Annotated in this window: 16 protein-coding genes (1 of these 16 cut by a window edge); 3 read left to right on the forward strand and 13 right to left on the reverse strand. The window is 68.5% G+C overall.

The features are described 5' to 3' along the window. From OF380_RS24985 to OF380_RS25040, 12 genes are all read right to left on the reverse strand, one after another. Nucleotides 1-243, reverse strand: the 5' portion of a protein-coding gene (locus tag OF380_RS24985; protein ID WP_264048326.1) for a DUF808 domain-containing protein. The gene continues 750 nt to the left of window position 1, outside the view; the window shows 243 of its 993 coding nt (coding positions 1-243); it begins with the start codon at nt 241-243; the stop codon falls past the left edge of the window. A gap of 230 nt (nt 244-473) precedes the next feature. Next, nucleotides 474-989 (reverse strand): GNAT family N-acetyltransferase, encoded by a 516-nt coding sequence (locus OF380_RS24990; protein WP_264048327.1) that lies wholly within the window; start codon nt 987-989, stop codon nt 474-476. 203 nt (nt 990-1192) lie between these two features. Then, the gene (locus OF380_RS24995; protein ID WP_264048328.1) at nt 1193-1471 is read right to left on the reverse strand and encodes a DUF2218 domain-containing protein; all 279 of its coding nucleotides are present in this window, start codon (nt 1469-1471) and stop codon (nt 1193-1195) included. Between the two features lie 10 nt (nt 1472-1481). Next, nucleotides 1482-2303, reverse strand: coding sequence for a sugar phosphate isomerase/epimerase family protein (locus tag OF380_RS25000; RefSeq protein ID WP_264048329.1), 822 nt, complete (start codon nt 2301-2303; stop codon nt 1482-1484). Continuing rightward, nucleotides 2300-3646, reverse strand: a complete 1347-nt coding sequence (locus OF380_RS25005) for a DUF6005 family protein (protein WP_404810508.1) — start codon at nt 3644-3646, stop codon at nt 2300-2302. The genes OF380_RS25000 and OF380_RS25005 overlap by 4 nt, the downstream gene beginning before the upstream one ends. Continuing rightward, the gene (locus OF380_RS25010; RefSeq protein ID WP_264048330.1) at nt 3643-6672 is read right to left on the reverse strand and encodes an IucA/IucC family protein; all 3030 of its coding nucleotides are present in this window, start codon (nt 6670-6672) and stop codon (nt 3643-3645) included. Before OF380_RS25010 ends, OF380_RS25005 begins: the two co-directional genes overlap by 4 nt. After that, entirely contained in the window at nt 6656-8437 is a 1782-nt protein-coding gene (locus OF380_RS25015) for an IucA/IucC family protein (protein ID WP_264048331.1), read from the reverse strand. Before OF380_RS25015 ends, OF380_RS25010 begins: the two co-directional genes overlap by 17 nt. A gap of 292 nt (nt 8438-8729) precedes the next feature. After that, on the reverse strand, nt 8730-10406 hold the full coding sequence (locus tag OF380_RS25020; RefSeq protein ID WP_264048332.1) for a PepSY-associated TM helix domain-containing protein: 1677 nt from the start codon (nt 10404-10406) through the stop codon (nt 8730-8732). 101 nt (nt 10407-10507) lie between these two features. After that, nucleotides 10508-12994: a TonB-dependent siderophore receptor gene (locus OF380_RS25025; protein WP_404810509.1), complete on the reverse strand. Its 2487-nt coding sequence runs from the start codon at nt 12992-12994 to the stop codon at nt 10508-10510. A gap of 197 nt (nt 12995-13191) precedes the next feature. Then, nucleotides 13192-14160: a FecR family protein gene (locus OF380_RS25030; RefSeq protein WP_264048333.1), complete on the reverse strand. Its 969-nt coding sequence runs from the start codon at nt 14158-14160 to the stop codon at nt 13192-13194. 74 nt (nt 14161-14234) lie between these two features. Further along, nucleotides 14235-14744: an RNA polymerase sigma factor gene (locus OF380_RS25035; protein WP_264048334.1), complete on the reverse strand. Its 510-nt coding sequence runs from the start codon at nt 14742-14744 to the stop codon at nt 14235-14237. 452 nt (nt 14745-15196) lie between these two features. Next, nucleotides 15197-16105, reverse strand: a complete 909-nt coding sequence (locus tag OF380_RS25040) for a LysR family transcriptional regulator (protein ID WP_264048335.1) — start codon at nt 16103-16105, stop codon at nt 15197-15199. A gap of 122 nt (nt 16106-16227) precedes the next feature. Between OF380_RS25040 and OF380_RS25045 the strand changes: the two genes are divergently transcribed. The 3 genes from OF380_RS25045 to OF380_RS28720 all read left to right on the forward strand — a co-directional run bounded on the left by OF380_RS25045 (nt 16228) and on the right by OF380_RS28720 (nt 23032). Continuing rightward, nucleotides 16228-17166, forward strand: coding sequence for a pirin family protein (locus OF380_RS25045; RefSeq protein WP_264048336.1), 939 nt, complete (start codon nt 16228-16230; stop codon nt 17164-17166). A gap of 169 nt (nt 17167-17335) precedes the next feature. Continuing rightward, nucleotides 17336-19099 (forward strand): monovalent cation:proton antiporter-2 (CPA2) family protein, encoded by a 1764-nt coding sequence (locus OF380_RS25050; RefSeq protein WP_264048337.1) that lies wholly within the window; start codon nt 17336-17338, stop codon nt 19097-19099. Between the two features lie 762 nt (nt 19100-19861). Continuing rightward, entirely contained in the window at nt 19862-23032 is a 3171-nt protein-coding gene (locus OF380_RS28720) for an autotransporter domain-containing protein (protein ID WP_318784322.1), read from the forward strand. Nucleotides 23033-23301: 269 nt separating this feature from the next. On the opposite strand, the gene ggt is transcribed toward OF380_RS28720, so the two are convergent. Further along, nucleotides 23302-24879, reverse strand: coding sequence for a gamma-glutamyltransferase (gene ggt / locus OF380_RS25070; RefSeq protein ID WP_264048338.1), 1578 nt, complete (start codon nt 24877-24879; stop codon nt 23302-23304). Nucleotides 24880-24889 lie beyond the last annotated feature (10 nt).

Raw genomic sequence — 24889 nt, forward strand, 5'->3', positions numbered from 1 at the left:
GGGCAGCAGGAACAGGAGCTTGTTGCGCAGCGATCCCGCGGCGATGCGGCCGACGATGGGAAGCTCCCGCTCGGCGGCAAAGCCCACCACGTAGCGGGGCGTCACCGCCGCATCGTCGATCACGACCCCGGCGGCCTTGACTCCGGCCCGCCCGGCCTGCGCGGCGACGTCGTCCAGGGAAGCGGCCGCGACCTTGGCGAGGCCTGCAATATCGTCGAGAAGCGCGATCAGTCCGATGCTCACCGAGCTCTCCCTTGATGCAGCCTGGTCCGGTAGCGGATCGACCGCGCCAAGCTTGAGCTTATGAGAAGACGAACGAGGTCGCGATCCGATCCAGTTGCGCCGCGAAAAAGTATGGGATGGCACGCTCGCCTGGTGAACCTGTCGGCCGAAGGCTCGGATCTGCCGAGACGCTGAGATGCAAAGGCGCTGACAGGGCGATGCGACCTCCGCGCCGTTCCGGCCGCGTCGGATCAGCGTGAGGGCCGCAGGCGCGCCATGCAGTGGGCATCCGCGAACACGCCGTTCCGGAAGCTGGCGGCCCGATGCGTGCCCTCGATCTCGAAACCGTGCTTGGTGTACAGGGCGATGGCGTTCGCGTTGTCGGTGAACACGGTCATCTCGAGACGCGTGACGTTGAGCCAGTTGTCGGCCGTCTCGATCATCTCCGCCAGCAGGCGCGAGCCGATGCCGTGTCCCATGAAGGCTTCGTGGACGGCGATCCAGAATTCGGCGGCGTGCGCGCGCCGTCCGTAGAAGGGACGCAGGGCGGCCGCCCCGACGACGCGCCCGTTGGCCTCCGCGGTGAGATGCAGGTCGCGGGGTGACCGGGGCTCCAGCCACGCCTTGACGCTTTCGAAAGACTCGTAGGGAAGGGCCAGCGTGCCGAGCCGAAAGGCCGGCTGATTGTAGATCTCGTAGAGGTCGGTGGCATCCGCACTCCGCATCGCGCGGATGTTCACGTCGGTCTTGTCGTCCGGATGGACCATGACGTCGCCTTTCGTCTCTGGAAGCTTCGTGAGGAAGGGCAGAGCGGCCGCGCAGGACGTGGTGCCGCCTCGATAGGTCCCGCGAGAGCACCGTCGCCGCGACCGGCCTGTACATCGGATCTCCGCGCGGGAACGGTGCACCCGGGTGCCGGAATTGGATCGCGTAACGCGCGCAAGCCATCAGCGCTCCGAGCCCGTATCCTTCACACCCAATCGAAGTGGAGTGTTTCGCGAAACGCGAAGCGCTCGATATGACGTGCGACGACGTCGCGAAGACCTGGAAGGCTCGCCGAGTCCTCGGTCGTCACATCGACCGTCAGGGCATCCGCGTCGGCGGCGAGCCGCGTTTCACCCAATGGAAGGACGATCCGTGCGGATGTGGCGGTGAACTCCGTCTCGAACTTGTGTGACCAGTGCTTGCAGAGCTGCTGAAGGTAGCGGCTGGCATGGGGCGTGCGGATGATGGCGCGATTGTGGGTCATGGAGCGTTCCTCAACTCGCCCGGCTGTGGCGCTGCGCGGTGACGGTCCGCAGCCGGGACAGGTCCGTCGACAGGGTGGAGAAGCAGGACTCGCCGAACCATTCGAGGGACGCTTCGGCGCTCGGATGGAGCGTGCGCAGGAACGCGCCGTAATCGAAGGCACCCTCGAAGAGGCCCGTCATGCCATCGCGCCGCCCGGACGCCGCATAGACGTTGGCCGGCTCGAAGACGGAGAGGTCCGAGCGACCCCGGACATTCTTCAGATGATAGTAATCGATATGCTCCACGAGGCTCTCGTGGGCCGCGAATGGGTCGTCACCGCCTTCCCATACGTGGAGCGTGTCGAAGTTCACCTTCAGCGCCGGATGATCGACCTCCTCCAGCAAGCGCAGGAGCGAGGCTGTGGTGTCGGCCAGGGTTCCGGGATGCGTCTCCACGACGAGGCGCAGGCCATGATCGGACAGATACGCGGCCGCCATCCGCAGGCGGCTCGCCACGAGGGTGCGCTCCTCGCGGGAGATTGCGGAACTGCCCTTCATGCCCGCGAAGGTGCGGAGGCGCGGCGCCCGCCAGGTCCGCGCCAGGCGGCAGAGCTCGGCCATGCGCGACCTCAGGATAGCCGGGGCCACGTCCAGCGGCAGGTAGTCGCTCAGCATGGGGACGCGCAGCCCGTAGGCAGCCAGGCGCTCAGCGTTCTCGCCGGACCCGAGATTGCGCGCATGGACCCCCCAGAGCTCGATGCCGTCGAAGCCGCTGCCCTGCGCAAAGCGTGCGATGTCCCCGAGCGACAGCAGATGGTGGCGAAAGCTGATGGTGCAGAGCGAGATTCTCATGCCGGAAGCCTTTCCCGCTCGGGCATCGCCCGCGTCAGGTCCGGCGCGGTGCGGCGCCAGGCCTCCAGCGCGGCCGCGAGATGCCGCTTGATCGCGAATTCCTGGCGATCGAGTGCATCGAGCTTTTCCAGCACCGGGGCGACCTGCGCCGAATCCACGGTCCTGGCGAGCCTCAGCACCGCGTAGTGCAGGGCGGTCAGGCCGTTCACCAGCTCCTCGATCTCGTCGCAGATCCGCTGGAAGTCCGCGTCCGGCCAGCGCAGGGCACGCCAGAGGAACGCGAAGCCGTGCTCGTAGGCCCATTTGCGGATCGTGAGCACCGGCAACTCGCGCAACGCCGCGTCGAGACCGGCGAGCCGCAGCCCCCCGCGCCCCTCGGCATGGGCGAGGACGATGGCGCGGGCCGCATCGATCAGGGGATTGGCATCGGGGCGGAAGCAGGCGTCGAAGAAGGCCATGAGGTCCGTGGCTGCCGGCGGATGGGCGCGCGCGGGATCGAACCGATAGCCGCCGGCCACGCTCGGCTGGCGGATGGCGTTGAGGAGTGTGTCCCGCGCGATCAGCCCGTCCCACCGGAAGTCCGGGTCGCGCACCCGCCAGAGAGCGGGATCGGCGGTCAGTTCCAGCATGAGGTAATGCGGGAAGGGGTTCTGGTTGAACTTGTTCTCGCGCTCCGGCAGGTGGAACATGTCGAGCATCACCATGATCCGGGTGTCCGGCGCGCGGTGTTCCAGAAGGTCCAGGAGCTTGGCGATGTTCTCGTCCTTGGAGCGGGAATGATCGTACCAGGCCAGCAGCGGGACGCCGTAGAGCCGCTCGAACCAGTAGCGGAAGGACTCATGGTCCATGGCGTCCGCGTGATAGGCGAGGCGGAACCCGTCGGTGATCGCGAACTCGGCATCCCAGATCAGGAAATAGAAGGGGCGATGGTCGATGCCCCGCGCCTTCAGGCCGTCGCAGACGCAGCTGACGAAGCAGTGGATCTTCAGGTCGTAGGGCATCTCGCCGTGGACGCCTTCCGACGCTGCTTCCGGGCGGGACGGTTCGGTCGCCCGCGGCCCCTCGGATTCGGGTGCCAGGAGTGCGGCGAGATCGGCGACCGTGACGACGGCCTGCCGACCGATCGCGTCCTCCGATACGGAGAGCCCCAGGGTCATCTCCAGCGCCAGGATCAGCTGCAGGAGCTGCACGGAATCGAGGTAGAGATCCTCGTTCAGCCGCGCCTCCGCAGCGAAGCGGTCGAGATGCGGATGCTGCATCTCCTCGCGCAGGACGGTTCCGATGGCCTCCACGAGGCTGTCGCGAGTCATCACAGAGGCGCCGTTCATCAGAGCCTCGGTCATGCCACGGCCTCCGCCAGCAGACCGTCGCGATAGCGTTCGGCCACCTCGCGGCGGGAGATCTTGCCGTTGGCCATGCGGGGAATCGCGCCCACCTGCACCGCGGCGCCCGGCACCTGATGACCGGCCAGCCAGCGGCGACACCAGTCCTGCAGGGTACGGGGCGGCACGGTGTTTTCGGCGCTGAACACCAGCATGACACGCTCGCCCGCGAAGGGATCGGGCCGGGCGAAGGCGACGGCGTCGGTCACGCCGGGCATGGCCATCACCACGTCCTCCACCTCGGCGGGATAGACGTTGAGGCCCGAGACGTTGATCGTGTCGCCCATGCGGGAGACGAAGACGAGCATGCCGTCGGGGCGCAGGTAGCCGAGATCCGCGGTGCGGACGGATCCGCCCTCCCCTTCGACCACGATCTCGTCCGGGCGCTCGGCGCCTTCCCCCGCCCGGACGCGATGATGGGGCAAGGGGCGGCCGATGATGTCGGCTTTACGCAGGTCCGGGTTCACCGCGATGCAGCCGGTTTCCGAGCAGCCGTATTGCTGGAAAAGATGGACGACGCGGCTACGGATGGCGGCGAACCAGGGGGCCGGCAGGAGTGTGCCGGAGGTCATCGCCGCGTGCATGCGTTCGCCCTCCGGTAGGAGCCGGGCCAGCGTGTGCAGCAGGGCCGGCGATGTGTAGAGGAGCGGCTTGTCGATCTCGCGCAGGCGCCGCAGCAGGTATTTCGGGTTGGTGGTGTCCAGCACCACCGGTGCGCGGCCGCGACGCAGACCGACGAGGAGGCCGCAGATCAGGCCGTAGGAGTGGGTGGTCGGGCAAGCGATGACCGGCGTCATCCCGTTCGGCTCAGGAAAGGCCGCGACATAGCTCTCGATCTCCCGCTCCACCGTGCGCCAGGGGCGGGCGATGCATTTGGGCTCGCCCGTCGTGCCGGAACTCATCTGCAGGAGATGCCCCTCCCCCGGAACCACGGGCGCGGCTCCCTGCAGGACCTCGCCCTCGAGATCGTCCAGGAACAGGCGGTGGCAGCCCGCGCGCTCGGCGAGCCGCCGGGCGCCGGCATCGGGAAGCGCGGGGTGGATCGGCAGGAGCGTCACGCCGAGCTGGCGGGCGGCGAGGATGAAGGCGAGCCCCTCGGCGGTGTCGTGCAGGCGCATCGCGACGCGCTCGCCCCCTCCGGGGCGCAGGCGTGCCCGCGACGCGATGCGCGCGACGGCGGCGTCCATCGCATCCGCAGTGATCTCACGTCCGTCGATCTCGATCATGGCGGCTCCGAAACGGTGTCTGGGAAGAGGCAGAGGTTTTAGGAGAGCGAGAGGTTTTGGGAGCGGAAAGAGGGCGTTGGGCACGGAGCGGCTGCATCGCGCCTCGGCGCATCCGAGCTTGCGGGACAGAAGGCCTTCGACCCGCAGCAGCGGGGCGTCGACCTGAAGGCGGGCGAAACGGTCCCCGAGCCCGTGTTCCGCCGCGTGGGTCCGCAGCCGGCGGCCCAGCCGAGGCCAGAACGCCGCTTCGTCCAGTCCGTGTGCGTAGGCCAGGAGATGGGTGACCTCGCACAGGCTGAAGACGAACAGGCTGTCCGTCACGAGTTCGGCGAGGGTCGCGGGCGAGCGCATGGCATGGAAGCGGTCGTCCACCGGGCCGGCATGGGCGGGGTCGATCGCGCCGAAATCCGGAACGCATGACGGCTCCGCGACGAAGTCCGGCACGTATTCCGCACTCTCGTGGAAATCGCGCAGGATCACGCGCTCCGGCCATCCATCGCGATGCACCAGGATCATGTTCTGGCCATGCGCCTCCAGGGCGACGCCGTGCGCCACCAGGAGGTGCCAGACGGGCAGGACCGCAACCTCGATCAGGCGGTCGAGCCAATCCGCCAGGCCGTAACGCGCCAGCCAGGGAGCGACGAAGGCGGTGCCGTCCGCCTCACGGACGCCCAGGGCGTTGAAGGGCAGAGCGGCTTCCCCGGGCGACAGGTCGGGGCTCTCGCGCCAGATCGCGGCGAGCTGACCCTTAAGCGGGCCATCCCGGTCGGCTAGGATGGCCGCGTATTCGCGCAGGATGTCGATCCGGTAGCGGCCCCGCAGCAGCGGGTCGCCCGCCACCAGGCCCGCCAGCCAATCCGACAGGGCGGGCGCCGTCAGGACGAAGTGCGGATCGAGTGTCCGAAGGCTCGACGTGCTGACGAGGTTCAGGGCGAGCTTGACGCTCGCGGCGTGCGGATCGTCAAGGTTGTGCAGCGTGCGTAAGGATTGGCTGGCACGATAGCGCGCGCCGGCGGAGCCCAGCGGAACAGCTCGTCCCTCCGCCAGCCAGGGCCGGAGGGGGCCGGCGCGGAGGCGCTCCAGCTGCCAGGGATGCACGGGCAGGAGGGCGTGGGTCTCCAAGGATAGCCCCGCCCGATGCAGGCGATCCGCGAGGACGTCCGCTTCCGCGCCGAGTTCGGCCCGCCAGAACGCGACATCCGTGTCCGGCAGCGAAAGGGCGACCGCGTCCCGGCGCAGAGCCAACCATTCGAGGCGGAACGGCGCACCGCCTTCGGGCCCGTAGCGGCGGTGATCGTCCAGGGAGAAGCCGGTACGTGCCTTGAACGAGGGGTGATAGGGGTGCCCCTCCCAGAGTGCGGCGTCGAGGGGCGCGAAGGCGAGCCCACGGCGTTCCGGCAGGCGCAGGGTCCGCGCGTTCCAGTCGCAGAGTTCGATCGTCTGCCGGAGTTCCGCCAGGAGCCGCGCCCGGCATTCGGGGGTGGCTGGAAGGGCATCCACGAGGGCCGCGAGCTCGGCGCCCTGCCAGTCCCCGGCCGTTTGGGCCATCTCGACCGACGACGCATCGAGGCGCGGTCGCCCGAACGGGCCGAGGCTGCCGGTGGCGCGGAAGCGATGTGGGCCGATGCGCCAGTCCAACCGGCCGTGGGTCTCTCCCCACACCGGTTCGAGATCGGCGAGACCCTCGAACAGGATCGCCTCTGCCAGTTGCCGCAGGACGCGTTCCTCCGGCCGGCCGGGGATCTCAAGAGGCAAGGGCATGATCGGCCTTGCCTCGAGCCGCCGCACGGAGACCGAGCGGATTCGGCATGTCGATGTAGTTGCCGGTGCCGTCGCCCGAGGCCAGTTCGTCGCGGTCCGACAGGCGGACGCGCAGGTTGGCCTTGGTGCAGAGCGTCGCCCCCTCCAGGACCGAGCGGGCGAAGGCCCGTCCGGGGCCCCCCATGCGGCGCGCCATCCCGTCGAGGCGACAGGCGAGGTCGTCGAGCAGGATGTCCTCACGGATCAACCCGTCATGGCCCATGCGGGCGACGACGGAGAAGATCTGGTTGACCACGAGGTAATAGGCGAGCCGCCGGCGGATCTCGCTATCCGCGAAGTAGAGCCCGGGAATCGTGCCGGTTTCCGGCGCATAGGCCATAAGGCGTGGCCGCGCGGCCTCGGAGAGATAGTAGCCCTGGTTGTCGCGGTAGAAGCCGCGACGGGGCCAGCCCGTGGCCACATCGAGCAGGGCGTTCTGCTGGTGCGCTTCGAGGGCGATGCCGTGCGCGTCGTAGAGGGCGACGACCGGCTCCAGCATGCAATCGAGATACAGGCCGAACCAGGTTCGCGCGATGCGGGCTGGGACCTCCCCGGCACCGGCGCGGCGCAGGAGCGTTTCGAGGCGCGAGGGATGTCCGGGCCGAGGCTCGGCGGTCAGGGCCGCCAGGGTCGCGATGCCCCGCTCCGCGCCGTCCCGGAACGGGTTTTCGCGCAGCACCGTTTCAAAGCCGCTTTCCGCGCGGCCGGGACAGTGCAGGGTGAGGTAGGCCGGGTCCGAGAGAATGCGGAAGTTCGGGTGCGCCGCGCCGAACCCGCTGCGCGCGACGAGCCGGGCCATGGCGACGCCCGCCTCCAATTCCGCGAAGCGGTTGACCCGCAGCGCGTTTGTGAGCGTGACGGGGAGCGAGAACTTCGCCATCCAGGGGCTTTCGGACGCGTAGACCGTGCGTAGCGACGAGGTGGCGGTGAAGCGCGGACCGAAGGCGCCGAGGCGCCGGACGAGACCGGCCTCCGCCATCGCGGCGACGTGCGGCTCCAGCATCAGGGCGTCGGCTTGGAGCGGATGCATGGGCAAGGCGACTTCCCCGGAGCCCAGCGGCAACCGTGCCGCGTCGGGGCCGAGGAGGTCGAGGGCCATCTCCGACGCCGAGCGGGCGCCAGCGGAATCCTGGCGGATCGATTCCGCCGCGACAGCGAAGACGGCGAGCTGGAAGTCGCCACCCTCCTCGGGGGCATAGGCGCGGGCCTGCCAGGGGGTGAGGCCCTGCCGGCTCTTGGGCGTCGGATGCAGCCAATGGCCGAAGACCAGCGACCGCTCGGCGCCGATGAAGCTCGACGCCTCGTCCGCCCCGCGCGGGGCGAGGTCGAGCTGGCGGGCGGTCTCGCGGTAGCTGTCGAGGATGCGCCCGAGCAGTTCCAATTCGCGTTCCCGGGCAGTCTCGTGACCGCCCGCATCCACGCGCGCATAGGCCTCCCCGAGGAGTTCCTGGATGGCGCGCATCGGGGGAACGCGGCGCCAGCGCGGTTCATGCAGATGGCGCGTCCAGAGGCGGCCGAACCCCTGCGCGCCGCAGAGCGAGGGGGCCACGATCTCGGCCCGGATCGCGAGGCGTTGGCTGTGCAGGTTCCACTCCACGCACACGGCGGGAGGGCCGTCCGGCAGGGTGTGCCGGACCTGGATTCCGGGGTCGATCTCGCGCAGGTACCCGTTGGCGAAGCTGCGGAAAGCGGCGGCCTCGGCGAAAGGCTGGGACGATGGTGGCATGACAAGCGAACCTTCTTCGAGCTTTCGACGCGGCGCATGCCTGGCACGGGGTGGCTCGATGTGCCGTGTCTCTCGTTGTTCGTCGGTCGAGGGCGCACGGATGCTTGCGTGCCGCCCGAATTCAGAGTGGTAAGAGCGGCCTCAGACCCGGAATGGAATGGATCTTCGAGTATCGTGGTTCCATGATCTGTCTGAATTCGGTCGTCTTCTGACAGGATTCGTAAATCGAATCAATTCCGCTGTCGAAAATCATGAACCGACGAAATTTATATTGGAATAATTCTTTGTCCAATCATGGCGTGTTCTTATGGTCTCGCTCGGCCTCCGCCCGGCTGGGCGATCCTCCGATGGGCGCGGCATGCCGGATGGGGAAGGGCTGCGACGCGGGTTCCAGGTCCGTCCGACGTGAAAGACCGCGTGTCACCGCCGCCGCCTGCGCCGTGTTCCGGATCCGCCGTGGCGCCGCGTAGTGCCGGACCTTGCGTGCGGCAATGGCGAAGAAGCCGGAGAGCAGGAGCATCGCCCCGTCGAACCACGCGAAAAGCGGGTCACCGCCGGATCGGCGGACGGGGTGGTCCGCCAGGACGATGAGGTCGGCTGCGACGACGGCGAGATAGAGGACGGAGACCAGCGCCAGGCCCTCGTACCAGGCGCGTCGGTGGGGGCGGACCAGGGGCATCAGCCCCACCGCGATCCAGGCACCGAAGAAGGCCTGGATCTCCCACTCCGCGCGGCCTGCGAGGTCGAGGGGCAGCAGGCGGTTGGCCAGGAAGTAGACCGCGACCGCGCCCGGCAGACCGACGACGGTGCCGATATTCAGGGCCTGGACGAGGCGCAAGCCGAATGAGGCCCGCTCTCCTGCATTCGGCATCCGCGACACCGACCAGAGCACGAGTCCGCTCGCCACCATGGCACAGCCCATCAGGCCGGAGAGGAAGAACAGCACGCGCAGGACGGGGCCGGCGAAATGCGCCTCGTGCAGGCCGACGAGGGTCGCGAAGGTGCGGGTCGCTGGCCGCAGAGCGGTCGCGCTCATCCCCAGGATTGCCCCGGAGGTACCGTCGAAGGCGATCTGCGGGTGTTCGTGCGAGAGGCCGTGCGGTTCCTCGAACATCACGATCACCGTCGCGTGCGCGTCTTTCGGGTTCCGGATTGAGACCCGCTCCACGGCCTGGGGCATCGCGGCGATGCCCCGCAGCACGATGGGCCCGACAGGGGCGAGGGTGCCGGGCTGGCCGGAAGGCGGGCGAATCGGCACGACCTGTCCGCTCTCGGCGAACAGGGCCTGCGTGTCGCCCCGGTAGGCGGCCGTGACGCCCCAGGGCATGTAGGTCAGGCCGAGGATCGCGATCCCCGTATAGGTGATCATCAGGTGGAACGGCAGGGCGAGCACGCCGGTGACGTTGTGCGCGTCGAGCCAGCCGCGCTGGGCGGACCTGTCCCGCCGCAGCGTGAAGAAGTCCGCGAAGATGCGCCGGTGCGTGATGATGCCGGAGATCAGGGCGACGAGCATGATCATCGAGCAGATGCCCACGATCCAGCGGCCCCAGAGCGGGGCCATGTGCAGCTCGAAGTGGAATTGGTAGAGGAAGTCGCCCCCCTTGGTGTCGCGGACCTGCGCCGGCGCGCCGGTCTCCGGATCGAGGAGGACGTGGCCGGGTGGCAGGCCCGGGCGGTTGCGCCAGAATAATTCCACCACAGGCTTGTCGGGGCGTGGCGGCGTGATGAACCACGCCCGCGCCGCGCCGGCATGGATCTGCAGATAGGCCACGCCGCGTTCGACCGAAGCGGCGATGGCCTCCGGCGCACGGGCTTCGCCGACCTTGAGTTCGGGCTGCATCCAGCGGGAGATGTCGGCCCGGTAATAGCTCGCCGTGCCGGTGACGAAGACGGCGAACAGCACCCAGCCGACGATCAGGCCGGACCAGGTGTGCAGCCAGGCCATCGATTGCCGGAGGCCGTCACGCATGGTCCGGCCCCCCAAGATGCGGCCGCGCGCCCGGGCGGAACCCGGACGCGCAAGCCTCGAGGGGTAAAAGGGCGTCCGCCCGGGTGCGCCTCGCCATTCGGCTAGAAATCGACCGAGGCGGACAGGATGAAGGTCCGGGGGGCGCCCACCGCGAGGAAGCCGCGTGCGGCGGAGGCCCAGTAGGAATCGTCCAGCAGGTTCTCCACGATGGCGCGCAGCACCACGGGTTTGCCGGTAGGGCCTTCGAAGGTGTAGCGCAGGCCCGCGTCGAAGCGCGTCCAGTCCGGGACCGACTGGGTGTTGGCCTGGTTGTAGAACATGCTGCTCGTGTAGATGGCGCGCCCGGTGACGGTCAGGCCCGGTGCCAGCCACGGGGGCAGATCGTATTCCCCGTAGAGGTTGAAGGCGGTGTCGGGCACGCCCGGCGCTGCATTCCCGTTGAAGGTGCCGCCCACCGTGCTGACGAGCTTGGCATCCATGAAGGTGACGCCGCCGAGGAGCCGCACGCCCGCGAAGGGCTCGCCGAACACGTTGAGCTCGATGCCGCGATTGCGCTGCAGGCCGCTGACCGAGAACCGCCGGGTGCCGGGATCCGTGAAGGCGCTCGGCTGCTCGATCTGGAACAGGGCGGCCGTGACCGAGACGGTGCCGAAATCGTACTTGGCGCCGACCTCCTTCTGCCTGGTCACGTAGGGGGCGAACACCTCGTTGGCGTTGACCGCGGCAACCGGTGCGGACGGCGCCGCATCCAGGGACTCGATGTAGTTCCCGTAGAACGCGAGGTTCTCGAAGGGCCGGACCACCAGGGCGATGGCGGGGCTGAACCGGCTCTCGCTGTAGGTCGACGCCCGGTTGCCCTGCGTCGCACCGGGAAGCGTCACGTAGCTGTTGAGGTCGATGTCCTGGAACCGCCCGCCGAGCGTCAGCATGAAGCGGTCCTCGGCCAGGGACAGGGTGTCGGCGATCGCCACGCTGCTGGCATAGAGCTCGGAGAACAGGGGCTGGTTGGTGGAGCGCGGGAGGGTGGTCGTGGCCACCGAACTGAAGGGCAGGTTGATCGGATTGTAGATGTTGGTGGTGAACACCGGCAGGGTCAGCGCCCGGAAGCCGCGCGAGTAGTTCTTGTTCACCGCCTCGACCGCCGAGACGGTGAATTGATGCCCCAGGAACCCGGTCTGGAACTTGGAGCGGAGACCCACCTCGCCGCTGAAGCCTTCGAGTTCCAGGGGTTGGACGGCGAGTGTGTTCTGCGCGGTGCCCGTGGAGCTCGTGACCCGGTAGGTCGAGGTCAGGAAGTCCTCGTTGTAGCGGCTCAGACCACCGGCGGCGTAGAGCGTCGTCTCCGGCAGCACGTCGTACTCGACCCGGCCGGCGGCCATGTTGTAGCTGCTGTCGTTGAATTCGAACGGGCTCGCCGTGTTGCGGCGATTGTTCGGGGCACGGGGTACGGCGATGGTGGGGGCGACCGCGTTGAAGAGCGAGGTCGGGGCCGTGACGTTCTGCGTGGAATGGTTCAGGTCGACCGAGGCGCGGAAGCGGTCGCCGCGATAATCGAGGCCGAGGGCCGCCACGCCGACCTCGATGGCGTTCTTGTCCAGCGGCGTGTCGCCGTTACGGTAGGCGCCGTTGAAGCGCACGCCCCATTCCTTGAACGTACCGAAGCGGCGGCCGAAATCGAGATGCGTCCCGATCTGGGCCGCGCTGTAATAGGTCGTCGTCACCCGCGTGAGCGGCTCGTCGAAGGCCCGCTTGGGGACGAGGTTGATCGTGCCGCCGGCGCGTCCCGTGCCCCCGCTCAGGAGCGCGGTCGGGCCGAGCAGCACCTCGACGCGCTCCAGGCCCTCCGTGAAGCTGCGGCGCGGGTTGGCGAGGTAGAACAGGCCGTCGAAGGCGGTGTCGAGGTTGGTCACCGAGAAGCCGCGGATGAAGTACGAATCGCGCTCGCTGTAGGGCGGGGCGTCGTTGCGCACGGACGGGTTGTTCTGGATGACGTCGGCGACGGAGCGCGCCTGCTGATCGCTGATCAGCTTCTCGGTGTAGCCCGTCACGTTGAACGGCGTCTTCAGGATGGAGCGGTTGCCGAGTGCGCCGACCCTGGCCCCCGTCGCTACCTGTCCGCCGACATAGGGAACGGGCGGCTGGCCCACCGTGCCGGTCTGGGGCGGCTGGCCCGAGGTCGTGCTACCGCCCTGCCCCGCGACGTGCAGCTCGTCCAGCGCCACCGCATTGGCGGGCTGGCCGCTGAGCTGGACGTAGCGCGGATTCACCAACGTGATGGTGGAGGGGCCGACCGCGCGGAAGGTCAGGCCGGTGCCATCGAGGATCCGGCTCAGGGCGTCGAGGGGCTGGAACGCACCCTCCACGCCCTTGGTCGTCAGCCGCTCCGTCAGTTCGGTCGCGTAGACGAGCTTCACCTTCGCTTGGTCGGTGAAGGCGACCAGCGCCGTCTCCAGCGGTCCTTTCGGGATGGACAGGGATACGTCCTCGGCGTCCGACGAACCCGGTGCGAGGGCGACGATCCCGGCCACGCCGTCCTTGTCGTGCTGCGTACGCCGGCGATCCAGGTCCTCCGCGGAGGCCTGCACCATCACCAGCATCGACGCGCCGGCAAGGCCTAACCCCGCCAGCCGTTCACCTGCGAACCCACGCTCCCGCGTCACCATCATCACGCCCCGTGCCTCTGTCGGACGGGGCGGCGCGTTCCGCGCGCACCTGCCCCTCGGGGATTGAGATCAACGGGGGAGCTTCCTCCTGACCTCCGACCGCACGATTTCACGAATTTTTTTCAAAGGGGCGATCCGACCAGGACGAGCAGCGGGGTCAGGCGCGTGATGCGCACCCGCATCGTCGCGGCCAGCACGTCCAGGGCGTCGTCCGTGTTGAGCGGGTCGAAGGCCCCCGTAACACGCCGCTCGCCGGCTCCGGCATCGAGCAGGACGATCCGTCCATGGCGGTAGCGCGACAATTCCATGAGGACGGTCGACAGACGTTCGCCGGAGAAGACGAGGCGGCCCTCCCGCCACGCCACCGCCCGGTTCACGTCCGCCCGAACGACTGAGAGGGAGGCGCCGTCCTCGCGGCGCGCCGCCTCCCCCGCCGAGACTCGCACGGGCTCGCCGGAGGCCGTGACATCGACGCGTCCCTCGGCGACGCTCACGGGGTTCTCGAGGCCGTCGGCGCGCACGTTGAAGCGTGTGCCGACCGCCCGGATGCTCAACCCCGGTCCGCGCACGACGAACGGGCGCCCGGGATCCCGGGCGACATCGAAGAACGCTTCGCCCCGCAGGAGGTCGATGCCCCGTTCCGTCGCGGTGAAGCGAAGGGCGACGGCGGTGTCGGTGTTGAGGTCGATGCGGCTTCCATCCGCCAGGGTCGCGTGCGTGATGGTGCCGACACCGCTCCAGTGGTCGGACCGGAGCCGGTCGATGAGGCCGAGCTGGTAGGCCAGCGCCACGCCGAGGATGAGCGCAGCGCCGATCCCGGCCAGCCCCTTGGGTGCCCGGCGTCTCTGGCGGGGGTCGGGCACATGCCCCAGCCTGCGCCAGAGGTCCTCCATCTCCGCATGCGCCTCGGCATGGGCCGGCTCGGCCGCGCGCCAGACCTCGAAATCGGCCCGGTCCTTCTCGGTCGCGTCGGGTGAGGCGAGGCGCGCCACCCAGCCCGCGGCCGCCTCATGGATCGGATCCTCGCCGTCCCCATCCGGGGTCTCGGTCTCGTCGCGCGCGCCCACAGCGTTCTGTCCTCCGGAGCTCACGCGGGTCCGGACGGCCCGGCACTGCTCCCCCTACACTGGGATCAACGAGACGCCCGGCTCCTGACGTTGCGTCCTCATAGGAGATCGCGGCAGCGGTGGCGACAATGCAGCAGCGCCTTGATGAGATGCTTCTCGACCATGTTGCGGCTGATACCCAGGCGTATGGCGGCCTCACCGTTGGAGAGGCTCTCGAAGCGCACGAGGAGGAATACCTCGCGGCAGCGCGCCGGCAGGGTATCGATGGCCGCCGCCAGGCGCCGGAGTTCCTGACGCGCGATCGCCTGCCGTTCCGGCAAGGCATATCCGTCGACGATCTCCGCCAGCTCAGGGCCGCCCACGGGCTGGAACAGCCGATCCTCGAGGCGCTGCCGATTGCGCATCCGCAGGGCGACGTTGTTGGCGACCTGGAAGAGGAAGGCGGAGGGCTGCTCGATCCGCGTGCGCGACAGGGCCGCGAGCATGCGCAGATAGGTCTCCTGATGGGCATCGGCGGCATCCGCAGAATTGCCCAGCAGCCGCAGCAGGAAACGCTGCAACTTCACGCCCTCGCGGCGATGCAGCGCCTCGATCGATACTGGCTGCATGAGACCGGCTCCAATCACCTCTGGATCATCCCGCTACGACGTCGTCGCGTCGGACCCGAGAAGACGGAATACCGGAACATTAAGCAAGTGTTTCAATACCTTATATGACTTCTAAACAGATGGGACACCTTCGTTCCAAGTCTTTGTGTTCCTGCTGGAAACACAGGCCCGGTCCTTCCTTGGCCCGGACCTCTACCCTGTCCCGGGGGTTCGTGAAGACCACCCTGTGTTGCGCTGCAGGCACAGAATCGCGGTGGTTCCTGCCGGGTAGGGGCGTGCAGGGCGCGTTCCGAGGGATTCCCTCATCCCGCGCCGCGCCGTCGATCCGCGTGCGGGATGACGGGGATTGCGGGGCGCCAATCAACCGATGCCGGGGCATTCCGCTAGGCGCGGTGAGATCGTTCGGTGCGTCGATGGGTGTCCCGGCGCGAAAGCCGGACCTTGGAGGCTGATCAGTTGGCCCAGGGGGCCGAGGACAGCACCTCGGCCAGATAGGTGATCAGCGCCGTGACACGGGCCGGACGAAGGTCGCCCGGCGGCATGACGAGGTGAAGGGCGATCGGAGGCAACGACCAGGTCGGCAGAACCCGCTCCAGACGACCCGTTCTGAGGTCGTCCCAGATCATGAAGTCCGGCTGCACCGCGAGACCGAGCCCCGCCCGCAAAGCAGGGGCCAGCGCCTCCGCGTTGTTGGCTCGGATGGGTCCCTTTGGAACGACCGATGCTTCGACCCCCTCCCCGTCCGTGAACCGCCAGCGATCGGGCGTCGGCAGATAGGCGTAGCCGAGGCAGGCGTGCCGAACGAGGTCGTCGGGATGCTCCGGCCGGCCGTGCCGCTCCAGGTAGCTCGGCGTCGCCACGAGGGAACGGCGGACGGCGCAGAGCTTGCGGGCTCGCAGCGAGGAATCCGGCAACGCGGCGATACGCAGACCGACGTCGAACCCGCCGCCGATGAGATCGATCACGGCGTCGCTCAGGTGCAGATCGACGGACACGGCAGGGTGCCGGGTCAGGAAGTCCGGCAATTGCGGCGCGACGTGAAGTAGGCCGAACGACATCGGAGCGGCAAGCCGCACCAGTCCGCGCGGCTCGGAGGCGCCGGCGGAGGCTTCCGCTTCCGCCGCTTCCCCCTCTGAGAGGATGCGTGCGGCGCCGTCCTTGGCCGCCTGCCCTGCCTCGGTCAGCGAGAGCTTGCGCGAGGTCCGATGAAACAGGCGCGCGCCGATACGGGATTCCAGGCGGCTCACCGCCTTCGAAACCGTCGCCTTCGACAACCCGAGTTCGGATGCGGTCCGGCCGAAGGAACCGGTTTCCACGACCTTGGCGAAGATGGCCCAAGCCTCAAAATCGGGCAGCCGCATGGTAACTTCCGGAAACGATGGGTTTCCATCGTTTCTGTTTCGCGCCCGTTTTGCAAGGCGCATAAGGTTCGTATCGTGACCGACAACGGACCTCGTCGGATCGAACGGGAGAGGGATGGACCATGAGTTGGCATAGCGCGGACGACCCGATTCCGGGCGACCACTTCACCTGCGACGCGATCAAGACCCTGATCGTGCCCCGCTCGCGGGATCTCGGCTCCTTCGCGGTACGGCGGGCCCTGCCGTCCACCGAGTGCCGCATGGTCGGTCCCTTCGTCTTCTTCGATCAGATGGGCCCGTCCGAGTTCCTGCTCGGTCAGGGCATGGACGTGCGGCCCCATCCGCATATCGGCCTGTCGACCGTGACCTATCTGTTCGACGGCGAGATCATGCACCGGGACAGCCTGGGCACTGAGCTTCCGATCCGTCCGGGCGAACTGAACTGGATGACTGCCGGGCGTGGGATCACCCATTCCGAGCGCACCGGCGCCAGCGTGCGGCAGACGGGCTCGAACCTGTTCGGGATTCAGGCGTGGGTCGCCCTGAGCGCGAAGGACGAGGAATGCGCACCCACCTTCGAGCATTACGAGGCCGCGGCATTGCCGACCCTCACGGGTGAGGGCAAGACCGTCCGTCTCATCGCCGGCGAGGCTTTCGGCGCCCGGTCGCCGGTGCGGACGTCGAGCCCGATGGTCTATGCCGACGTGTCGCTGGATGCCGGGGCGGTACTGCCCCTCGACCCGACCTACGACGAGCGCGCGATCTACACCGTGTCCGGTGCCATCGAGATCGCGGGTGATGGGTTCGGCCCCGGCCAGCTCCTCGTCTTCCGGCCGGGGGACCGGATCAGCGTTCGGGCGACGCAGGCCGCCCGCTTCATGGTGCTGGGCGGCGAGCCCATGGACGGTCCGCGCCATCTCTGGTGGAACTTCGTCTCTTCGCGTCCCGAGCGGATCGAGCAGGCCAAGGAAGACTGGCGCCAGGCCCGCTTCGACACCGTGCCGGGCGAGTCCGAGTTCATTCCCCTGCCGGACTCTCCGCCGCCCGTCCGCTATCCCTGATTCGAGCCCGGAGGCGGCTGCCCGCCGGTCGCCTTCGTCGAGAGGAACCGATGAGATGCGAGATCTCGATGGTCCCGCATCCCGCGTCACACACGGGCATGCCGAGCCCTTCGGAGCCCCCGCCGTCGGTGCGGGGAGCCGGGCCTCGTCGGAAGGATAGGGAAACGTCATGGCTGTCGAAGCATCGGGCGCCGCGAGCGAGCTCGTCCAGGTCGTGGCCTTGCTCGCCGCGGGCGTGGTCGCGGTCCCTCTGTTCAAGCGTATCGGGCTCGGCTCGGTTCTCGGGTACCTCGTGGCGGGCCTCGCCATCGGCCCATTCGGACTCGGCCTGTTCTCGGATGCCCACGCCATCCTGCATGTGGCGGAACTCGGTGTCGTGATGTTCCTGTTCATCATCGGACTGGAAATGGAGCCGTCCCGCCTCTGGGGCATGCGCCGCGAGATTTTCGGCCTCGGCCTCGCCCAGGTCGGGGCCTGCATCGCGGCGCTGACGCTCGTCGGGACTACGATGGGCTTCTCCCTCGCCGTGGCGTTCGTGGCGGGGACCGGTTTCGTGCTGACGTCCACGGCGATCGTCATGCAACTCCTCGAGGAGCGCGGCTCACTCTCGACCCCGAAGGGCCAGCGCATCGTGGCGATCCTGTTGCTGGAGGATCTCGCCATCGTGCCGTTGCTGGCCATCGTTGCGCTGCTGGCGCCCGGTGGACGGGAAACCGGCCCGATGGACCGCATCGTCGCCATCGGGATCGCCCTGGCCTCCATCGCGGCCCTCGTCGCGGCTGGACGCTGGTTGCTCAATCCGTTGTTCCGGCTGCTGGCAGCCGCCAGGGCCCGGGAGGTGATGACGGCGGCGGCCCTGCTGGTCGTGCTCGGGTCCGCCCTCGCCATGCAGCTCGGCGGGTTGTCCATGGCGATGGGGGCGTTCCTGGCGGGCGTCCTCCTGTCGGAGTCGAGCTTCCGCCACCAACTCGAAGCCGATGTGGAGCCGTTCCGCGGCATCCTGCTCGGTCTGTTCTTCCTCGGTGTCGGGATGTCCCTCGACCTGACGGTCATCGGAGCGAACGGGGCGCTGCTCCTGACCGGGGTCGCGGCCTACATGTTCGTGAAGAGCCTCGTCATCTACGCAGTCGCTCGCCTCCTGCGGGCGTCGCACGCCGAAGCCCTGGAACGCGCGGCCCTGATGGCCCAGGGCGGCGAGTTCGCCTTCGTGCTCTATGCGGCTGCGGCGAGCGCAGGCATCATCGACGGCACGACGAACGCGATCCTGACGGCCACAATCATCCTGTCGATGGCCGTCACCCCCCTCATGGTGATCGCCTTCGACCGCATCGGTCCCAAGCCGTCGGTCTCGACCGATGGGGTCGAGGTGCCGGAGAACCTCGTCGGCAGCGCCCTGATCATCGGCTTCGGCCGCTTCGGGCAGATCGTCAGCCAGCCGCTGATCTCGCGGGGCTGCTCGGTCTCGATCATCGACACCAGCCCCGCCTATATCCGCATCGCCGAGACGTTCGGGTTCAAGGTCTATTACGGCGACGGCACACGCCTCGACATCCTCCATGCGGCCGGGGCCGCCACGGCGCGCGCGATCCTGATCTGCGTCGACGACCGGGAGGCCGCCAAGCGCATCGCCGAGATCGCGAAGGCCGAGTTCCCGCTCGTGCCTGTCCTGGCCCGCGCGCGGGATCGCGAACACGCGATCGAACTTCTCCATGCAGGCGTCGCCTACCAGCTTCGGGAGACCTTCGAGTCGGCCCTGGCCTTCGGCGAGCAGGCTCTCCTCACGATCGGCGACGAGCCGGACGCGGCGAGCGCGGCCATGGTCGAAGTCCGCCGTCGCGATTCGGAACGCCTCGACATGGAGATCGTCGGCGGCATCTATGCCGGCCGCGACCTGATCCGGGGCAATGCTGCCGACGCGCCGGAGGTCGGCTGAGGTCTCCGCCACCACCCGCCTTCCCCGCCTCGGGTCAAGAAGCGCTTCGGGTGTTCGACGTGGGCCCTGAAACAGGTCCCATTGCGAACGCGAGGATGTTCGGTCCTGCAACTGGCCCGCCTGATCTGTGACGGCCTGCCCGAGCGCGGACTCAGGCTCGATCCGGGCCCCGATACGGGCGGGCGTGCTCCCCACGACGCAGACCTGTCCGGCCGCGCATGGCTTCGCGCGCCGGCCCGAAGACGCTCTCACGGCAGGGCCCGCTTCCATTCCGCAGAGGCCGCACTGAATCCGGTCGAGTCCGGTAATCACGCGAAGCATCGCGAGCGACGAAGGGGGCCAGGGTTGGCATCCTCCATCAGGGAGGATCGCCTCACGACGATGTCCCCTGGCTCAGGCGGACACCTGAAGACCCCGTCGGCGCAGCGGCGATATCCTGGATGCCCTGCGCCCGATCGATGGCGATCACCACCGTGGCGCATCATTCCTCACAGGAGCATCCGGTTGCCTCTGGCGCTAATCTGACGCTGCGCCGGATCGGAATGTTGCCCGCAGGCAACACGGGATTTCTATCACGTTATTTCATGGATTAGCGTCTTGAACGCCAAGAAACTGTGAAGATACAAATCTGTGTGAGGACGCACGGAATACAAAAACAGACTCGATTTTAAGCAATTTTTGCTTACTTTTTGAGTCTGTAGGCGCGTTCGATAGCCTGCACGCGTTGCGGCAGCAAATCCTATACGTGATTTGGAGATTTTCATGTCGGACCACTCGCGTCTGCAGCCCTTGCGTGCTGCTGGACTGAGCTTCTTCTTGTGCGCCGGTGTTTCTCACGCAGCGCTTGGCCAGACGGCCGGCTACCAGGATCCGGGCCGGGTCGGAGATGTCGCGAGCTGGCGCACGCCCGAATATCTTGCTGACTACGGCAAGGCGTCGATGAACGCGGATCAGGCCTATGCCCGTGGCATCACCGGCAAAGGTATCCTGGTGGGGTCGGTCGATTCCGGGTTCCTCGGGACGCACCCGGAGTTCGCCGGTCGAGCGACCGCGATCACCAACACGGGCAGCTACGCGTCCAGCAGCTTCCGCTATGACAACGGCACGACGCGCTCGGACTTCTTCACCGCCGGCCAGACGTATTCCGTGCCGGGCACCTGGGTGCGGGGCATCAACGACGACCACGGCACTCACGTCGACGGCACCATCGTGGCCAACCGCGACGGTACGGGCATGCACGGCGTCGCCTTCGGGGCGCAGTTGGTCGCCACCAACACCAATGGCACCGACTCGTCGATCTACGGTCCCAATGCGGACTACAACTACTTCAAGGGCGCCTATGGCAACCTCGTGGCGCAGGGCGCGCGGCTGATCAACAGCTCCTGGGGCAGCCCGCCCCCGCGCGACAACTACAACACGCTGGCGGGGCTCACCGCGGCCTACGCTCCGTTCACGCGCCAGCTCAGCTGGCTCGACGCCATCGCGGAAGCCGGTCGCGCCGGGGTGATCCAGGTCGTCGCCGCCGGCAATGCCGGGGTCAACAATCCGACGATCCGCGCGGCCCTGCCCTACTTCCAGCCCGACCTCGAGAAGGACTGGATCGCCGCCTCGGGCCTCAATAGCGCCGATCAGACCCAGTTCAACCGCTGCGGCGTGGCGAAGTACTGGTGCATCGCCGCGCCCGGCCGCAGCATCAACTCGACCGTGGTGAGCCTCACCACCGGCGCGGCTGGCTACGGCTCGAAGAGCGGCACGTCGATGTCGGCCCCGCACGTCAGCGGCGCGTTGGCGCTGGTGATGGAGCGCTACGCCTACATGACCAACGAGCAGGCGCGCGACGTCCTGCTCACCACCGCGACCCATCTCGGCAGCGGCCCGGCGGATGTGCCGAACGAGACCTTCGGTTGGGGCAAGATCGACCTCGGGCGGGCGATGAACGGCCCCGGCCAGTTCCTTGGCCGCTTCAACGCCAATCTCGGCGCCGGCGTGTCCGATACGTGGTCGAACGACATCTCCGATGCCGCCTTGCGCCAGCGCTTCGTCGAGGACACCGCCGAGCATGCCGCCTGGGAGCAGACCAAGGTCGCGCGCGGCTGGACCAACGGTCTTCCCGCCACGGCGTCGGCGGACGATCAGGCCGAATATGGCTGGCGGGTCGCACGCGATCAGGCCTTCCTCACCCGGACCTATGCCGGCGGCCTGACGAAGTCCGGCGACGGCGCCCTGCAACTGACGGGGAACAGCACCTATAGCGGCACCACCGAGGTGAACGGCGGCCTGCTGGCGGTGAACGGCTCGATCACCTCCATCGCCAACGTCAATGCGGGCGGCACGCTCGGCGGCACCGGCCGCATCGGCGGCCTCAGCGTGGCGCAGGGCGGCACCGTGGCGCCCGGCAACTCGATCGGGACCCTCAACGTGGCGGGGAACGTCGCCTTCGCGGCAGGCTCCACCTACGCCGTCGAGGTCGCGGCCGGCCGCAGCGACCGCATCGCGGCGGCAGGTGCCGCCCAGATCGGCGGCGGCACCGTTTCGGTCTCCCTGGAGAACGCGCTCACCCCCTTGAGCCCGGCCGAGACCCGTAGTCTCCTCGGGCAGCGCTATACCATCCTCACCGCCGATGGCGGGGTGAGCGGGCGCTTCGACGTGACCACGCCGCGCTACACCTTCATCGGCACGGACCTGTCCTACGGCGCCAACAGCATCGACCTGTCGGTGGCCCGCAACGGCACCACCTTCGCCTCGGTGGGCGCCACGCGAAACCAGGCCTCGGTGGGTGCGGGCGTCGAGGGGCTCGGCGCCGGCAACCGGATCTACGAGTCCATCCTGGTCACCACCGACCCGGCCAGCGCACGCGGTGCGTTCCAATCCCTGTCCGGTGACATTCACGCCAGCCTGGTTTCGACGGAATTCGAGACCGCCTTCTTCGTGCGCGAGGCGATCCTCGACCGCCTGCGCTGGGGGCCGACGCCGGGCTCGACCGAGGTGACCGATTATGGCCTCCTGCCGGCGACCTACAACGCGGACCTGCCCGGCCGGGCCGCTCCGGTGCCGATGCGGGTCATGGACCCCCGTGTGTTCGGTGTCTGGGGCCAGGGCTTCGGCAGCTTCGGTCAGGCCCACACGGACGGCAATGCCGCCAGTCTCTCGCGCCAGACCAGCGGTTTCGTGCTCGGTGCCGATGCCCGGCTCGAGAACGGGATCCGGATCGGCGTTGCCGGCGGCTACTCCAACACCGGGCTCGATACGCCCGGCAGCCTGCAATCGGGAACCATCGAGAGTGGCTTCGGCGGCGTCTACGGCGGCTACGAATTCGGAGCGGTCTCGCTGCGCCTCGGTGCGGTCTACGCTGACAACGCCGCGCGTCTGCGTCGGAGCGTCTCGTTCGCCGGCCTGAGCGACAGTGCCTCCGCGCGCACAGGCGGCGAGACGATCCAGGGCTTCGGCGAACTCGGCTACCGCTTCGCCTTCGCGGGCACGCCGGGCCAGTCGCCGTCGGTCTTCGCGCTCTCCTACATCGAACCCTTCGTGGGCGGCGCCATCGTCAGCATCGGCCGGGATCGTCTGGCCGAGACCGGTGGGTTCGCCGCGCTGACGGGAGCCGCGCAGGATTACGATATCGGGACTTCGACGGTGGGTCTCAGAGGGCAGGCCAATCTCGACCTCGGCTTCGGCGCACCCGTCTCGGCCCGTGCCCTTGTCGGGTATCGGCGGGCCTACGGGGACGTCGTGCCCAAAGCCCTGCTGGCCTTCGGCACGGGTCCGGCCTTCCTGACGGCGGGCCTGCCGATCGACCGGGATGCCCTGGTGGCGGAAGCGGGTCTCGATGTGCTCGTCGGACGCGGTACGACCCTCGGCGTCGCCTATACGGGTCAGGTCGGGGATCGCGCCCAGGATCATGCCGTGAAGGGCAACTTCACCTACCGGTTCTGAGCCGATCAAGGGTGGCGCTGCCCCGGGATCCGGGATCACGCCCCCGATGCTGTCGACAGCCGACACACAGCAGCGAAAGGCGGCCCACGGGCCGCCTTTTCCGTTCTCAGCCCGTCGGATGCCAGCCGAGCCGTGCGCGCGTCACTGCGCTCGACGCCGTCCTGCCGAGGCCTGCGAACGCACCGAGCCACCGGAAACGACGCGTGTCAGATGCTCTCCTCGAAGGGCATTCCGCGGGATGCGCGCGCCATGCCGCTTCGCCGAGCCTCTCAATAGCCGAGGGCGAGGCCGTCCTTGCGGGGGTCGGAGCCGGCGGCGCGCATCCCCGTGGCCGGGTCGATCCAGATCACCTGGCCGCCCCCGATCGGACCTACGGCCGGTACCGTGAGGTGGCCGCGCGCCGCAAGGGCCTCGGCGAGGCCCGGTGCGAAGCCGCCCTCCAGTTCGATGCCGCCTCCATAGGCGAAGCTGCGCGGTGCATCGAGAGCTTCCTGCACGTCAAGGCCGCGGTCGATGAGACCGGTGAGGAGTTCGACATGGCCCATGGCCTGGTAGTGCCCACCCATCACGCCGAAGGGCGCCACGGCGGCGCCGTCGCGCATCAGCATGCCGGGGATGATGGTGTGCATCGGGCGTTTCGCGGGGCCGATGGTGTTCGGGTGGCCGGGCTCGACCCGGAAGGAGTAGCCGCGATTGTGCAGGAGCACGCCGCTTTCCGGCGCGGTGATGCCGCTGCCGAAGCCCTGGAAGATCGAGTTGATCAGCGAGATCGCGTTGCCGTCGCGGTCGACAACGCAGAGATAGACCGTGTCGGTGTGCCGGACCTCCGGCCAGAGTACGGGCGCCTGTGCGCGCGCCATGTCGATGGCGCCGTGCGCCCGCGCCTGCCAGGCCTGCGAAAGCAGGTGCTCCACCGGCACCGCGTTCACCACGGGGTCGGCGAACAGGGCGTCGCGGTGATGGTAGGCCTGCTTGCAGGCCTCCGCGAAGAGGTGGACCCGGTCGAGTTCCGAGAGCGCGCCGACGTCGTACTGCGACAGGACGTTCAGCATCATCAGGGCGGCGAGGCCCTGGCCGCTGGGGGGACATTCGTAAACGTCGTAGCCCCGGTAGCGCGTCGAGATCGGGGTCACGTATTCGGGCGCCGCGCTGGCGAAATCCTCCAGCGTGTGCAGGCCGCCGCGTTCGCGCAAGGTGCGCACCATGTCCTCGGCCACCGGCCCCTCATAGAAGCCGGCCGGTCCGTGCTCGGCGATGCGCCGCAGGGTGGCGGCGAGCCTCGGGTGGCGCATCATCGTACCGACCGCCGGGGCCTCGCCGTCGACGAGGTAGGCGGCGGCCGAGCCCGGATCGGCTCGCAACTTGTCGCGGTTGCGCGCCCAGTCGTAGGCGACGCGCGGCTGCACCGGGTAGCCGTCCTCGGCGTAAGCGATCGCCGGCTGCAGCAACTCGCCTAAGGTGCGGGTTCCGTGATCCGCCAGCAACTTCGCCCAGGCCGCGATGGCGCCCGGAACCGTCACGGCATGGGGCGAGGTCGGCCCGATGGCCACGTCGTTGTCGAGGTACCAAGCATCGTGCGCGGCAGTCGGGCTGCGGCCGGAGCCGTTGAGGGCGAGGGGCACGCACGCTCCCTTCGGCGCGTAGAGCGCGAAGCAGTCGCCGCCGATGCCGGTCATGGCCGGCTCGACCACACCCTGCACCGCCACCGCCGCGATGGCGGCATCGACCGCGTTGCCCCCGGCCTTCAGGACCTCGATGGCCGCCAGGGAGGCAAGGGGGTGGGAAGTCGCGACCGCCGCGTTCGCGGCATAGACGGGGGAGCGCCCCGGCTTCGAGAAGTCTCTCACGGCAACAGGT

This window comes from Methylobacterium sp. FF17 (genome assembly GCF_025813715.1).
In the GTDB taxonomy this organism is placed as follows: domain Bacteria; phylum Pseudomonadota; class Alphaproteobacteria; order Rhizobiales; family Beijerinckiaceae; genus Methylobacterium; species Methylobacterium flocculans.